The 13,075-nt window shown below is 70.2% G+C and carries 16 protein-coding genes; 6 read left to right on the top strand and 10 right to left on the bottom strand.

What is annotated here, in order from left to right; genetic code table 11:
• Positions 1-109 precede the first annotated feature (109 nt).
• Both purF and ABFX18_RS08875 read left to right on the top strand, forming a co-directional pair.
• Positions 110-1,570, top strand: coding sequence for an amidophosphoribosyltransferase (purF, locus tag ABFX18_RS08880; RefSeq protein WP_346058065.1), 1,461 nt, complete (start codon positions 110-112; stop codon positions 1,568-1,570).
• A gap of 31 nt (positions 1,571-1,601) precedes the next feature.
• Complete coding sequence (locus tag ABFX18_RS08875; RefSeq protein ID WP_346058064.1) at positions 1,602-2,057, top strand: MepB family protein; 456 nt, start codon at positions 1,602-1,604, stop codon at positions 2,055-2,057.
• Between the two features lie 80 nt (positions 2,058-2,137).
• Here ABFX18_RS08875 and ABFX18_RS08870 read toward each other — a convergent pair whose 3' ends face one another.
• From ABFX18_RS08870 to ABFX18_RS08855, 4 genes are read right to left on the bottom strand one after another with little or no spacing between them, the layout of a single operon-like run.
• Positions 2,138-2,545: a Sec-independent protein translocase subunit TatA/TatB gene (locus tag ABFX18_RS08870; protein WP_346058063.1), complete on the bottom strand. Its 408-nt coding sequence runs from the start codon at positions 2,543-2,545 to the stop codon at positions 2,138-2,140.
• Positions 2,546-2,578: 33 nt separating this feature from the next.
• The gene (locus ABFX18_RS08865) at positions 2,579-2,773 is read right to left on the bottom strand and encodes a twin-arginine translocase TatA/TatE family subunit (RefSeq protein WP_090151888.1); all 195 of its coding nucleotides are present in this window, start codon (positions 2,771-2,773) and stop codon (positions 2,579-2,581) included.
• Positions 2,774-2,803: 30 nt separating this feature from the next.
• Positions 2,804-3,217, bottom strand: coding sequence for a hypothetical protein (locus ABFX18_RS08860; RefSeq protein ID WP_200332373.1), 414 nt, complete (start codon positions 3,215-3,217; stop codon positions 2,804-2,806).
• Positions 3,214-3,603, bottom strand: coding sequence for a sterol carrier family protein (locus tag ABFX18_RS08855; RefSeq protein ID WP_090151892.1), 390 nt, complete (start codon positions 3,601-3,603; stop codon positions 3,214-3,216). The genes ABFX18_RS08860 and ABFX18_RS08855 overlap by 4 nt, the downstream gene beginning before the upstream one ends.
• Positions 3,604-3,640: 37 nt before the next feature.
• On the opposite strand from ABFX18_RS08855, the gene purD reads away from it, so the two are divergent.
• Positions 3,641-4,894, top strand: coding sequence for a phosphoribosylamine--glycine ligase (purD, locus tag ABFX18_RS08850; protein WP_346058062.1), 1,254 nt, complete (start codon positions 3,641-3,643; stop codon positions 4,892-4,894).
• A 116-nt stretch (positions 4,895-5,010) separates the two neighbouring features.
• Here the strand turns inward: purD and ABFX18_RS08845 are convergent, their stop codons facing one another.
• Positions 5,011-5,859 carry an SRPBCC family protein gene (locus tag ABFX18_RS08845; protein WP_346058061.1) on the bottom strand — a complete coding sequence of 283 codons (849 nt, stop codon included), beginning with the start codon at positions 5,857-5,859 and terminating at the stop codon, positions 5,011-5,013.
• A gap of 226 nt (positions 5,860-6,085) precedes the next feature.
• Between ABFX18_RS08845 and ABFX18_RS08840 the strand changes: the two genes are divergently transcribed.
• The 3 genes from ABFX18_RS08840 to purQ all read left to right on the top strand — a co-directional run bounded on the left by ABFX18_RS08840 (position 6,086) and on the right by purQ (position 8,114).
• Entirely contained in the window at positions 6,086-7,006 is a 921-nt protein-coding gene (locus ABFX18_RS08840; protein ID WP_346058060.1) for a phosphoribosylaminoimidazolesuccinocarboxamide synthase, read from the top strand.
• 101 nt (positions 7,007-7,107) lie between these two features.
• Complete coding sequence (purS, locus tag ABFX18_RS08835) at positions 7,108-7,410, top strand: phosphoribosylformylglycinamidine synthase subunit PurS (protein WP_211649101.1); 303 nt, start codon at positions 7,108-7,110, stop codon at positions 7,408-7,410.
• A complete protein-coding gene (gene purQ / locus ABFX18_RS08830) occupies positions 7,407-8,114 on the top strand; it encodes a phosphoribosylformylglycinamidine synthase subunit PurQ (protein WP_090151905.1) in 708 nt (235 codons plus the stop codon). The genes purS and purQ overlap by 4 nt, the downstream gene beginning before the upstream one ends.
• A gap of 42 nt (positions 8,115-8,156) precedes the next feature.
• On the opposite strand, the gene ABFX18_RS08825 is transcribed toward purQ, so the two are convergent.
• From ABFX18_RS08825 to hemC, 5 genes are all read right to left on the bottom strand, one after another.
• A complete protein-coding gene (locus ABFX18_RS08825; RefSeq protein ID WP_346058059.1) occupies positions 8,157-8,729 on the bottom strand; it encodes a GNAT family N-acetyltransferase in 573 nt (190 codons plus the stop codon).
• A gap of 64 nt (positions 8,730-8,793) precedes the next feature.
• The gene (gene hemL / locus ABFX18_RS08820) at positions 8,794-10,149 is read right to left on the bottom strand and encodes a glutamate-1-semialdehyde 2,1-aminomutase (protein WP_346058058.1); all 1,356 of its coding nucleotides are present in this window, start codon (positions 10,147-10,149) and stop codon (positions 8,794-8,796) included.
• 89 nt (positions 10,150-10,238) lie between these two features.
• The gene (gene hemB / locus ABFX18_RS08815; RefSeq protein ID WP_346058057.1) at positions 10,239-11,225 is read right to left on the bottom strand and encodes a porphobilinogen synthase; all 987 of its coding nucleotides are present in this window, start codon (positions 11,223-11,225) and stop codon (positions 10,239-10,241) included.
• Positions 11,222-12,052: a uroporphyrinogen-III synthase gene (locus tag ABFX18_RS08810; RefSeq protein WP_346058056.1), complete on the bottom strand. Its 831-nt coding sequence runs from the start codon at positions 12,050-12,052 to the stop codon at positions 11,222-11,224. Before ABFX18_RS08810 ends, hemB begins: the two co-directional genes overlap by 4 nt.
• Positions 12,049-13,074 carry a hydroxymethylbilane synthase gene (gene hemC / locus ABFX18_RS08805; RefSeq protein WP_346058055.1) on the bottom strand — a complete coding sequence of 342 codons (1,026 nt, stop codon included), beginning with the start codon at positions 13,072-13,074 and terminating at the stop codon, positions 12,049-12,051. The genes ABFX18_RS08810 and hemC overlap by 4 nt, the downstream gene beginning before the upstream one ends.
• Position 13,075 lies beyond the last annotated feature (1 nt).

Below are 13,075 nucleotides of genomic sequence, written 5' to 3'. Positions count from 1 at the left end.
CACGGCGATTGGTCGCGCCGATCGATCGCCCGGCTGCGTGTGGGAGACTAGGCGGTGCGTCACCTCGACTCGACGCACCACCCACTTCGCAGGGAGCATTCACTACAGCATGTGCGGCATCGTCGGTATCGTTTCGCCCGAACCCGTCAACCAGCAGATCTACGACAGCCTCCTGCTGCTGCAGCACCGCGGGCAGGATTCGACGGGCATCGCCACGCTCGACGGCGATTTCTTCCACATGGTGAAGGCCAAGGGCCAGGTGCGCGAGGCCTACCGCACCCGCGATATGCGCAGCCTCACGGGCAACGTCGGTCTCGGCCACGTGCGTTACGCGACGCGCGGTTCGGCGGCTGCCGAGGATGAGGCGCAGCCGTTCTACGTCGGCGCCCCCTACGGCATCATCCTCGTGCACAACGGCAACCTCACGAACACCCGCGAGCTCACGGCTGATCTCTACAACGTGGACCGCCGTCACCTCAATACGCACTCCGACACCGAGCTGCTGCTCAACGTGCTGGCGAATGAGCTGCAGTCGACGATCAGCGGGCTTTCGCTCGACGCCGAGCAGGTCTTCGCGGCCGTCTCGCGCGTGCACGAGCGCGTCGAGGGCTCGTACGCGGCGATCGCGCTCATCGCGGGGTACGGGCTCCTCGCGTTCCGCGACCCGTTCGGCATTCGTCCGCTCGTGCTCGGGCGCCGTACCGGCGCGAACGGCAGCGACGAGTGGGTCGTCGCCTCTGAGTCGCTGGTGCTCGAATCGGGCGGCTACGAGCGCGTGCGCGACGTCGAACCGGGAGAGGCGATCCTCATCTCCCCGGACGGCACCATGAAGTCGCAGCAGTGCGCCACCCAGACGAAGCTCGTTCCCTGCGCTTTCGAGTACATCTACCTCGCCCGTCCAGACTCCGTGCTCAGCGGCATCTCGGTGTACGAGGCGCGTCTGCGCCTGGGCGACGTGCTCGCCGAGCAGGTGCAGGCCGAACTGCCGGGCGTCGAGATCGATGTCGTCATGCCGATCCCCGACTCCGGCCGACCGAGTGCGATGCAGCTCGCGCAGCGGCTGGGCGTTCCCTATCGCGAGGGCTTCTTCAAGAACCACTACATCGGCCGCACGTTCATCATGCCCGGTCAGGCGGTGCGCAAGCGCAGCGTGCGTCAGAAGCTCAATGCCATGAGTTCGGAGTTCGCCGGCAAGAATGTGCTGCTCGTCGACGACTCGATCGTGCGCGGCACCACGTCGCGCGAGATCGTCGAGATGGCTCGCGCCGCTGGCGCCAAGTCGGTCATCTTCGCTTCGGCGGCGCCCCCCGTGATCTTCCCGCACGTCTACGGCATCAACATGCCGTCGCGGGGCGAGCTGATCGCTCACGGTCGCACGCCCGCCGAGATCGCCGCCGAGCTGAACGCCGATCACCTCGTCTACATGAGCGTCGAGGGCATGAATCGGGCCATTCTCGCGGGGCAGGATCGCGTGACCGAGCTCGAGCAGAGCTGCTTCACCGGCGAGTACATCACGGGCAGCGTCGACGAGGAGTACCTCGCCTGGGTCGAGGCGACGCAGGAGAGCTGAGGATCCGCAGACCTCGGCCCGCTCCCTCATCATGGCGTTCACCGCGTTCGAGCAGTACGTCGCGCACGCATTCGGTTCTGCCGACTGCGTGCGCTCGGTCGTGCCGGAAGAGCAGAACAGTGATTACGAATCGGGGCTCGCCGTCATCGATGACGAGCGCTGGCACATTCGTACTGCGCGGAACACCCCGAAGAAGGCAGGCGCGTTCGTCGCCGTCTGGTCGCGAGACGCGGCTGGCAACACGGTTCCGCTGCCGATGGACGACCCGGCGCGCGGCCTGCTCGTCTTCGTCGCCGATGGGGAGCGCCGCGGCGTCTTCCGCTTCACTGCAGAGCATCTGCGCGGGCTCGGCGTGACGGCGACGGCGCGCCGCCCCGGCAAGCGCGGCTTCCGCGTGTACCCCGCGTGGTGCCGGGATTTGAACGAGCGCGCGACCGCGAGCCAGGCGGCGCAGGCGTCGGCGTTCACCGAACTCCCCGCGATGTGACGGAGCGGCGCGTCCCGCACACATGAAGCACCCCCTGTCCGCGATCGCGGGCAGGGGGTGCTTCGTGCTTCAGCGGGCGTTCAGCGCTTCGGTTCTTCCGGGTCCACGGGGCTCTGCGGCACGGCCGGCGGCGCTTGCGGAGTCACGGGCTGCTCGGGATCGTGAGCGGGGCTCTGCGGGACCGCGGGTGAAGCGGTCGGCTCAGCGGTGCCGGCCGGGTTCGCGGGGCTCTGCGGCACGGCGGGCGCGGCCGGCGGCGTTGCCTGGCGCTCCGGATCGACCGGGCTCTTCGGCACGGCCGGCGATGTCGGTTCTGCGGGAGCAGCGTCGCCCGCTGCGCCGTCGCGATCCGAGCTGACTTCCTTGCGGAGGATCTTCATCGATTGCCCGAGGCTCTTCGCCAGCGCGGGAAGCTTCGGTGCGCCGAACAGCAGCAGCACGATGAAGAGGATGACGATCAACGTCGGTCCCGAGAGATTACCGATCATGGAAAACAGGCTCCGATCGTTGCGGCGAGACGCTTACGAGGCGTCCGTCTTGGTGTTGGAGGGCTGCGCCTCCACTGGCGTTTCAGCGTCGCCGCCGACCTCCTTGCGGAGGATCTTCATGGACTGGCCGAGGCTCCGAGCGAGCGCCGGAAGCTTCGGAGCGCCGAACATCAGGAGGATGATGAAGAGGATGGCAATGAGGTGCACGCCTGTGAGGTTTCCGAGCATGGCTGAGTCTCCGAATCGTAGTTGAGTGGATTATCGCACGTCGGACTGAATGGCGATACCGGTGCCTCGCTGACGCCGCACGGCGAGGCCGAGCAGCAGGGCGACGACCCCACCCAGACAGGCTCCGATCGCGGCGCCGATGAGCGCCATGAACCCGACGACCTGGCCGAGCGTGTACTCGGCGCCCTCTTCGATCGGGAAGAACAGGCACGCGATCATCGCGATGACCGCACCGGCGATGATGCCGCCGATCACGATGCGACCGACGCGCACCGAGCGCTCGAGCGTCACCTCCCGCTCCGTGACCTCGACGACGGGCTCCCGCTCGCCGGGGTCGGTGCCCAGCGGTGCGTCGGAGGATTGCGGTGCGGGCGCGCTCCCCGCTGGTGCAGCGTCGGCTGGCTCCTGCTCTGGGAGACCCGTCGGAAGATCGGACTGACTCATACCTCTAGTGTCTCAGCTTCGACTGGGTGCTCGCGCACGAGCGGGAGCAGGCCGACGAGCGCCGCCCGCGATCCCGATGCGACCACCCGCGCATCGCCGACCGCGGTGCTCCAGTCGAGTTCCCCGCACGCGAGCGCGATCCAGGTCTGCGCGTCGGTCTCGATGACGTTCGGCGGGGTGCCGCGGGTGTGCCGCGGGCCGCTCACGCACTGCGTCGCCCCGTAGGGCGGCACGCGCACCTCGACGGTGTTCCCCGGCGCACGCTCGGCGAGCTCCTCGAGGAGGTAGCGCACGGCGGTCGCCACCTCGCTGCGCGCCGTGCCGCCCGCACGCACTGCGGCGAGCGCCGCGCGCCCGTCATCGATGGAAATCCTCCGCTTGGCCACGGGTCAAGCCTATCCGCGCTTCGGTAGTCTGGACGGCGTGAAGATCCTCGTCCTGGGCCCGGGTGCCCGCGAACACGCCATCGTCCTCGCTCTCCTCGCCGAGGGCGCCGATCACGAGATCGTCTGCGCGCCCGGGAACGCCGGCATCTCTGCGAGCGGTGTCGAAACCCCGGAGCTGGAGTACAGCGATCCCGGGGCCGTCGCCTCCTTCGTGCAGGATCACGGATTCGATCTCGTGGTGATCGGCCCTGAGGCGCCGCTCGTCGCCGGAGTGGCGGATCCGCTGCGCGCCGCAGGGGTTCCGGTATTCGGGCCCGACCGGGCCGCTGCGCAACTCGAAGGCTCGAAGGCGTTCGCCAAACGGGTGATGGATGTGGCGCAGGTGCCAACGGGTCGTGCGTCGCGCGTGACGTCGACCGTGGAGGCCGGGGCGGTGCTCGACGAGTACGGCGCTCCGTACGTGGTGAAGGCCGACGGGCTCGCCGCTGGCAAGGGCGTGCTCGTGACCGAGGACCGGGATGCGGCACTGGCGCATGTCGAGACCTGGGCGCCCCACGGAGAGGTGCTCATCGAGGAGTTCCTCGACGGGCAGGAGGTGTCGCTCTTCTTCTTCGCCGACGGCCACGACGTGCTGCCGCTCAGCCCGGCGCAGGACTACAAGCGCATCTTCGACGGTGACGCGGGGCCGAACACGGGCGGTATGGGCGCCTACTCTCCGCTCCCCTGGGTCGCAGATGACTTCGTCGCGGAGATCACTCGGACGGTCGCACTGCCGACCGTCCGACAGCTCGAGTCCGAGGGAACACCGTTCGTCGGGCTTCTCTACTGCGGGCTCATCGTCACGCAGCAGGGTGTGCGGGTGATCGAGTTCAACGCGCGCTTCGGCGACCCGGAGACCCAGGTCGTGCTCGCCCGACTCGAATCGCCGCTCAGCCGGTATCTGCTGGCAGCTGCGAACGGTGCGCTGGCTGCTGAGCCGGCGCCGGTGTTCTCTCCCGATCCAGCGGTCATCGTCGTCGTCGCGAGCGAGGGCTACCCGGGCGACGTGGTGACCGGTCGCTCGATCACCGGCATCGAAGAGGCTGCAGCTCTCGAGGGCGTGCACGTCGTGCACGCGGCGACCGCGCGAACCGATGACGGCGGGTGGATCGCGACGGGTGGACGGGTGCTCGGCGTCGTCGCGCGCGGCGCGGACTTCGCCGAGGCCCGCGATCGGGCGTACGCGGGCGTTTCGCGAATCGCCCTCGCAGGTGGTCAGTCGCGCACGGACATCGCGGCCCGCGTGGTCTGACGCCGGCGATCGGCGGCGCTCCGCATCCTGGGCCCACGCCCGAGACCGGCGCCGCGGCGCGTGCGAGCACGAACGGGCCCGGGATCGTCGATCTCGGGCCCGTTCTGCGAGCCGCGTCAGTTGCCGCGGATCAGGGTGTCGAAGTCAGGCTCGTCGGGCCGCTCAGCGCGGCGCCGCTCCGCCGATGCGTCTCCCTCGTTCGCGGGGATCTCCCCCGCCTCACCGACGGACTCCCCGGGCTGGGCCAGCGCGGCGTCGAGCTGCGCGCGGTCGATCTGAATCGTCTCGTCGAGATCGAGTGGCGCGCCGGATGCTGCGTCGCCTGCTCCAGCGACCACGGCCACTGGGCCGGTCTCGAGCTCGGGGTGGTCGCCCACCGTCGGCTCGGCTTCGAGCTCGATCTCGTCGGCGGCGTCCACCTGATCGACGGGCTCGGCAGCCTCATCGATCTCACCGACGACCTCAGGCTCGACGACCTCGAGCTCGCCCGCACCGGCCGCGGGCGTCTCCCGCTCACCGAATGCACCGGCCGCCTGGGCGGCTTCGAGCGCCGTCACCAGATCGTTCAGCAGCACCTGCCACCCCTCCTGGGAGGCTGCCGCCCGCTCGCTCGCCGCAGGCAGCGCGTCGAACCCCGTCTCGGTCACCGTGATGCCCGTGTCGACCCCCTGCGTGCGCAGGGTGATGAGCACGGCGGTGTCTCGCTCGTCGCCTGCTTCGCGCCAGGTGAAGCCGACGGCGTGGCCCTCGACCCAGACGTCGACGGTGCCGGAGGCGTCGCGGCTGACAGCGGCGTCGCCCTCGCCCTCGGACCACCGCTCGGCGACGGTGCCACCCACATGAGGCTCGAGCTGCAGCTCGGGCCACCACTCCGAGCGGCGATGCTGCTCTGCGAGAAACGTCCAGGCAGCAGCTCGCGCGACGCCCACTCGACTTCGCGCCACCACGGGCCCCAGCGGGATCATAGTTCTCCTCATCTCGCTCGCGCCGGTCATTCCGACCGGCAACCGGAAGCTCAGCGCACGCGCGAGTTTCCGTCTCTCTACAGAGCGTAACCGCACCCCCTGACATCCAGGTTCCAATCGGGCGCCTGTCGTGGTATTGCTGCGGAAATGGGGGTCGTGGGCAGGCATCCTGCCATCCCGCGCCTCACGACACCATGAGCCGTGCGCGCAGTGCGAGAATGAACGGGTGACACTTCTTCCCGCCCCCACGCAGCTCGCCGGTTGGCGCCACATCTATTCCGGCAAGGTGCGCGACCTCTACACCCCAGCAGACGGCTCGGATGCGCACCTCCTCGTCGTCGCGAGCAACCGCGTGAGCGCGTTCGACCACGTTCTCGAGCCGCCGATCCCCGGGAAGGGGGCCCTGCTCACGGCGCTGTCGAACTGGTGGTTCGCGCGCATCGATCTCCCGAACCATCTCGTCGCCGAAGAATCCGACGCCCCGGCGGTGCCGGCGGAAGTCGCCGACCGCGCGATGCTCACCCGCAGGCTCGAGATGTACCCGATCGAGTGCGTCGTGCGCGGCGCTCTCACCGGGTCGGGGTTCGCCGAGTACCAGCGCACCGGAGCGGTGTGCGGCATCGAACTGCCCAGCGGCCTCGACGACGGCGATCTGCTCGACCGCCCGATCTTCACACCCGCCTACAAGGCGCCGCTCGGGGAGCACGACGAGAACATCACGTTCGAGCGCAGCGTCGAGCTCGTCGGGCCGGAGGCCGCGGCCGCCCTGCGCGATGCCTCGCTGCAGATCTTCACCGCAGCACGCGATCTCGCTGCCGGGCGCGGCGTGGTGCTCGCCGATACGAAGTTCGAGTTCGGCCGCGATCCGCTCACGGGGTCACTCGTGCTCGCCGATGAAGTACTCACCAGCGACTCGTCGCGGTACTGGGACGCCTCGGCGTATCACGACACGGCGCGTTCCCGGCAGGATCGCCTCGCCTCGTTCGACAAGCAGATCGTGCGCAACTGGCTGTCGGAGCACTGGGACCAGACGGGAGCGCCACCCGCACTGCCCGATGAGATCGTCGCGAAGACCTATGACCGCTACCGCGAACTGTACGTACGGCTCGCCGGCGGCGAACCGCCCTTCGCGCCCGTCGCGGTCTGAGCAGATCGGGGCCCCGCGCCTCGTGCCGCCTTCCGCGCGGGGCTGAGCGTGATCCGTGCGAGAATATGCAGTAGCTTCACCACGAGAAATGGAGATCCCGGGTGCCCACGATTGTCGTTGATGTCATGCCCAAGGCCGAGCTGCTCGACCCGCAGGGTAAGGCCACCACGGGGGCGCTCGCTCGTCTCGGCCACGAGAAGTTCGAGAACGTGCGCATCGGAAAGCGGTTCGAGTTCCAGGTCGCCGGCGAGGTGACCGACGCCGTGCTCGCCGAGGTGCGCCAGGTCGCAGACGACATCCTGTCGAACGGAGTGATCGAAGACGTCGTCGCGATCAGTGTCGACGGCGTGCAGGTCTCCGCCGACGCACCCGCCGCCGACGCGCTCGCGGGCGAGGCTCGCTGATGCCGCGGATCGGGGTCGTCACCTTCCCCGGTTCCCTCGACGACCGTGACGCGCAGCGCGCGATCCGCCGCGCCGACGGCGAACCCGTCGCGCTCTGGCACGCCGACCACGATCTGCAGGATGTCGAAGCGATCGTGCTTCCGGGCGGCTTCAGCTACGGCGATTACCTGCGCCCCGGCGCGATCGCCGCGGTCTCGCCGATCATGACCGAGGTCGTCGCCGCCGCGAACCGCGGCCTCCCCGTGCTCGGAATCTGCAACGGCTTCCAGGTGCTCGTCGAGTCGCACCTGCTGCCCGGGGGGCTCATTCGCAACGCCCACCAGCAGTTCATCCGCCGCGATCAGAAGCTGATCGTGGAGAACGCGGATACGGCGTGGACGCATCGCTTCCAGCCGGGCGAGGAGATCGTCATCCCGTTGAAGAACGGCGACGGCGGATACATCGCGAACGACGAGACGCTCAAGTACCTCGAGGGCGAAGGTCTCGTCGCCTTCCGCTACGCGGGCGTGAACCCCAACGGGTCGCTCAACGACATCGCCGGACTCTCGAACGAGCGGGGCAACGTGGTCGGCCTCATGCCGCACCCCGAGCACGCCGTCGAAGCGGGTTTCGGGCCGGATACGCCGGAAGCGATGCGATCCGGCATCGATGGTCTGCGCTTCTTCGAGAGCGCCGTCGAAGCGCTGGTGGCTCGCGCGGCCTGAGCGCGACTCGGCCTCACCCCTCGATGGGGGTCGAGATCCGGGTTATCGCTGCCCTCGCGGTGCCCCGAGAACGACCCCGATCGGGCCGCTCGACGACGACTCGTCCGAGTGGCCGACGTCGAGGCCGTATGACAGGATGCGCAACGGGCCGATCTCGCGTTCGATGGTGAACTCGCGCTCAGGAATCTGCACGAATCCGAGGCGCTCGTAGAGGCGCTGGGCCGCGACCATCTGCTCGCCGGTGTGCAGCACGACCCGGTCGAGCCCTCGCGTCCGCGCCAGATCTGCTGCATGCCGCATGATGGCTCTGCCGACGCCTCGCCCGCGAGCCGCTGGCGAGACGCCGAGCAGACGCACGTCGAACTCGTTCTCCTCGGTGTCTTCGATCAGCCGCTCGCCCGGGACGGGGACCGTGATCGAGCCGAGCAGCTCACCGCTCGCACGATCGACGGCGACGAGCACCTCGGAAATCTGGTCGCGCCCGGCGACGTCCTCGATTTCAGCGAGGTATTCGTCGTTCAGCGTGTAGTCGCCCTCGTAGGCCGCCCGCACCATCGCGCCCACCGAGGCGTACTCGTCGGGGCTCACGCGCCGGATCGTGATCGTTTCTTGCACCCCGGAAGCCTACTCCTCTCCACGGGGTGCGCGCACGGCGCCGGTCGCGCGGGACGAGCGCGGCTCAGCGCGCGTCGGCTCCCGAGGCTCCGGCTGCTGCGCGCGCCGCGTCGGGGAGAGCCTCGATGATGCGGGCGAGAGCGACGTCATCATGCGCCGCGGTCACGAACCACGCCTCGAACGCGCTCGGCGGCAGGTTCACCCCGCGCTCGAGCATCGCATGGAAGAACGCACGATGCGCGCCGACGTGCTGGCGCTGCACCTCGGCGTAACCGCGCGGCGCCGACGGGAAGTCGCCGAAGAGCACGCTGAACAGGGTGCCTGCGCGTTGCACGCGATGCGGCACCCCAGCCTCCTCGAGAGCCGCGGTCACGGCTCCGGTGAGCACGTCCGCGGCGTGCGAGAGCCGAGCGTAGGCGTCGGCGTCGGCATGGCGGAGCGTGGTGAGGCCGGCCGCGACGGCCAGAGGATTGCCCGAGAGCGTGCCCGCCTGATACACCGGTCCGAGCGGCGCGAGCAGCTCCATGAGGTCGGCGCGCCCTCCGAGCGCGGCGAGGGGGAGCCCGCCGCCGACGACTTTGCCGAAGGTCAGGAGGTCGGGTGCGACGCCGGCGGCGACGCGATCCTGCTCGATGCCCCAGAACCCCGATGCTCCGGCGCGGAACCCGGTGAGCACCTCATCGAGGATCACCAGTGCGCCATGGGCGTGCGCGAGCCGGATCATCGCCTCGGTGAACCCCGGCATCGGCGGCAGCACGCCCATATTGGCTGCGGCGGACTCGGCGATGATCGCAGCGATGCGATCCCCGTGCTCGGTGAAAGCCGCCTCGAGCGCGGTCAGATCGTTGTAGGGCAGCACGAGCGTCTGCCCGGCGGTCTCGGCTGTGACGCCGGCCGACCCGGGCATCGCGAGCGTCGCGAGCCCGGAGCCCGCCTCCGCGAGCAGTCCGTCGGAGTGCCCGTGGTAGTGCCCGGCGAATTTGATGATGAGCGGACGCTGGGTGGCACCGCGGGCGATGCGGATCGCCGTCATCGTCGCCTCGGTTCCCGTCGAGACGAGGCGCACGCGCTCGATCACGGGCATCCGGGAGATGATCTCTTCCGCGAGCTCGGCCTCCTGAGGAACCGAAGCACCGAACCCGAGGCCGCGTGCGGCAGCCTGCTGCACGGCGTCGACGACCGCGGGGTGCGCGTGCCCGAGAAGCGCCGGCCCCCAGGAGGCCACGAGGTCGACGTACTCGTTGCCGTCCACATCGGTGACGTAGGGGCCAGTGCCGGATACGAGGAATCGCGGCGTGCCCCCGACCGACCCGTAGGCGCGCACCGGCGAGTTCACCCCGCCGGGAATCACGCGAGCGGCACGCTCGGAGAGGGCGGCGCTGCCGGAGGCATCTGGGTGGGGAATCAGGTGTGCGTTCATGGGTTCCATCCTGCGATTCGGGTGCGGTGGGGCGAGCTCAGCATCGGCGGGCGGGCTCGGGAGACTCGGGCGAAGGCCAGCGGGCGGTGTCAGATGCGACGAGCGAGCTCGGTGGCGAAGTACGTGAGCACCGTGTCGGCGCCGGCGCGCTTGATGCTCACCACCGCCTCCTCGATGGCGCGCTCGCGATCGATCCAGCCGTTCGCCGCGGCCGCCTCGATCATCGCAGCCTCCCCCGACACTTGGTAGGCCCACACGGGCACCGGGCTCACGGCCGCGACGTCGGCGAGCACGTCGAGGTAGCTCATCGCGGGCTTCACCATGACGATGTCAGCGCCCTCTGCGAGATCGAGCTCGGCCTCGCGCAGCCCCTCGCGGCGGTTGGCGGGATCCTGCTGGTAGGTGCGCCGGTCGCCCACGAGCTGCGAGTCGACCGCTTCGCGGAACGGTCCGTAGAAGGCGGACGCGTACTTGGCGGAGTAGGCGAGGATCGCCGTGTCAGAGAAGCCGTTCGCGTCGAGGGTGTCGCGGACGGAGGCGACCTGCCCGTCCATCATGCCCGAGAGCCCGAGCAGAGCGGACCCGGCGGCCGCCTGAGCGAGCGCCATGTCCCGGTAGCGCTCGAGCGTCGCGTCGTTGTCGACGACGATCTGGTCGCTGTCGCTCGATGTGACGCGCAGCACCCCGCAGTGGCCGTGGTCGGTGAACTCGTCCAGGCAGAGGTCGGTCTGCACGACGAGGGCGTCGCCCACTTCTTCGGCGACCGCGCGCGTCGCGACGTTCAGAATGCCATCGGGGTCGTCGGCCGCGCTGCCGACCGCATCGCGCACCTCTGGCACGCCGAACAGCATGACTCCACCGACCCCGGCCTCCGCCGCGTCGGCAACGGCTCGGCGCAGGGAGTCGAGAGTGTGCTGGTGGACCCCGGGCATCGAGGAGATGGCCTGCGGCTCGGCGATGCCCTCGCGGACGAAGAGCGGCAGTACCAGGTCAGCGGCATGGAGACGGGTTTCTGCGGTGAGACGGCGCATCGCTCGGCTGGTGCGGAGCCGGCGGGGGCGAACGGTGGGGATCATGCTGGGCTACCTCCGGAGGTACTCGGGAACGATGTGAGCGCGACGCGATCGAGCAGATTCGAGACGGTGTGCGGTTCGGCGACGATATCGGCGACCAGTCCGTGCTCCGCGAGCGCGCGCGCTGATGGGGCGCCGATCGCTGCGAGGCGCACGCCCGGGGGCAGCGGGGCGAAGCGCCGGGCGACCTCGTGCGCTCCCGACCCGCTGAGCACGAGGATCACGTCGATCTCACCTCTGGCGACGCGCTCCTCGATCGCGGTATCCCGGGAGGCCGGCAGCGTGCGATAGGCCGTCACGCGATCGACGCGATGGCCCGCGCCCTGGAGCGCCGTCTCCAACGTGCGATCGGCGAGCTCCGAGACGGGGAGGAGGAACCGCAGGGAGCCGTCGAGCGGGAGTTCGAGCAGCGCGGCTGCGAGACCGACGGCCGAGTAGTCGGCAGGAGGCACGAGATCGGGGTCGAGGCCGTGCGCCCGGAGCGCGTCAGCCGTGGCCGGGCCGACGGCCGCGATGCGGGCCGACGACGCGGCAGGGGTGTCGCTCTGCAGGGCACGGCCCCCCGCGGCAGCGAATGCGTCGGCAGCGTTCGCGCTCGTCATCAGCAGCCAGTCGTAGTCGCCGCGATTCCATGCGGCCGCGGCATCGCGGAGCGGACCGGAGTCTGCAGGGGGTGCGATGTCGGTGAGCGGGGCGAGCAGCGGCTCCCCGCCCAGGCCCCGCACCTCTGCAGCGTCGCGCTCACCCGCGGCGCCGCCGCGCGTGATGAGCACCCGGACGCCGGCGAGCCCGGCGTGGTCGGCGCGGTCGGCGCGGTCGGCGTCGGTCATGCACGGCCCCCGAGCGGCGCGAGATCGGCCGCTCCTGCCGCGAGCAGTTCGGCCGCGACCCGACGCCCGAGTTCGGCCGGCACCTCAGGCACCGGCACCCCGGAGTCCGGCGCGGTCGTGCTCCACGGAAGCGAGGCCTCGGCGGTCAACTGCTCCGATCCGTCGACCCGATACACGACAGCGCGCAGCCGCAGCTCGTCGCCCGTCACTTCGGCGCACGCCCCGATCGGTGCGGCGCAGCCGGCCTCGAGCGTTGCGAGCAAGGACCGCTCGGCGAGCGCCGTCGCCCGGGCCTCGGCGTCGTCGACAGCCGAGAGGGCAGCGATGTACGGCTCGGTCGTCGCGTCGGCCGCGCGCACCTCGATCGCCAGCGCACCTTGTCCGGGGGCTGCCGGAACGTCGGTGAGGGGGAACCGTTCGGTGATGGCGGCGGCGCGGCCGAGGCGATCGAGTCCCGCTGCTGCCAGCACGACGGCGTCGAGGTCTACCCCCACGCGGCCGAGTCGGGTGTCGACGTTGCCGCGCAGGTCGTGCACGTCGATGTCGGAGCGGCGGGCGCGGATCTGCGCGGCGCGGCGCGGCGAACCGGTGCCGACCCGCGCGCCGACCGGCAGGTCGGCGAGGGTGAGACCGTCGCGCGCGCACAGGGCGTCGCGCGCATCGGCGCGAACGGGAACGGCGCCGAGCGAGATGCCCGCGCACGCCCCGGTCGGAAGGTCTTTGAGCGAGTGCACGGCGAGGTCGCACTCACCGGCGAGGAGGGCGTCTCGGAGCGCGCTCACGAAGACGCCGGTGCCGCCGAGCTGCGAGAGTGGTGCGCGCGTGACATCGCCGTGCGTCGTGATGATCACCAGGGCGACATCGAGGCCGGTCGCCGTCGCCATCTGCTCGGCGATCATCGTGGTCTGCGACACGGCGAGGGCACTTCCCCGCGTTCCGACGCGCAGCAGCCCGGGAGCGGGCGCGAGCGGCGCGTCTGACCTGAAGACTCGGCCGGACGGGGAGGGAAGCGATGCGTTCATT

Origin of the sequence: Leucobacter alluvii (genome assembly GCF_039530485.1) — a bacterium.
Lineage (GTDB): Bacteria > Actinomycetota > Actinomycetes > Actinomycetales > Microbacteriaceae > Leucobacter > Leucobacter alluvii.
The sequence above is the reverse complement of the archived record's forward strand: the minus strand, read 5'-3'. Positions and strand labels throughout refer to the sequence as shown.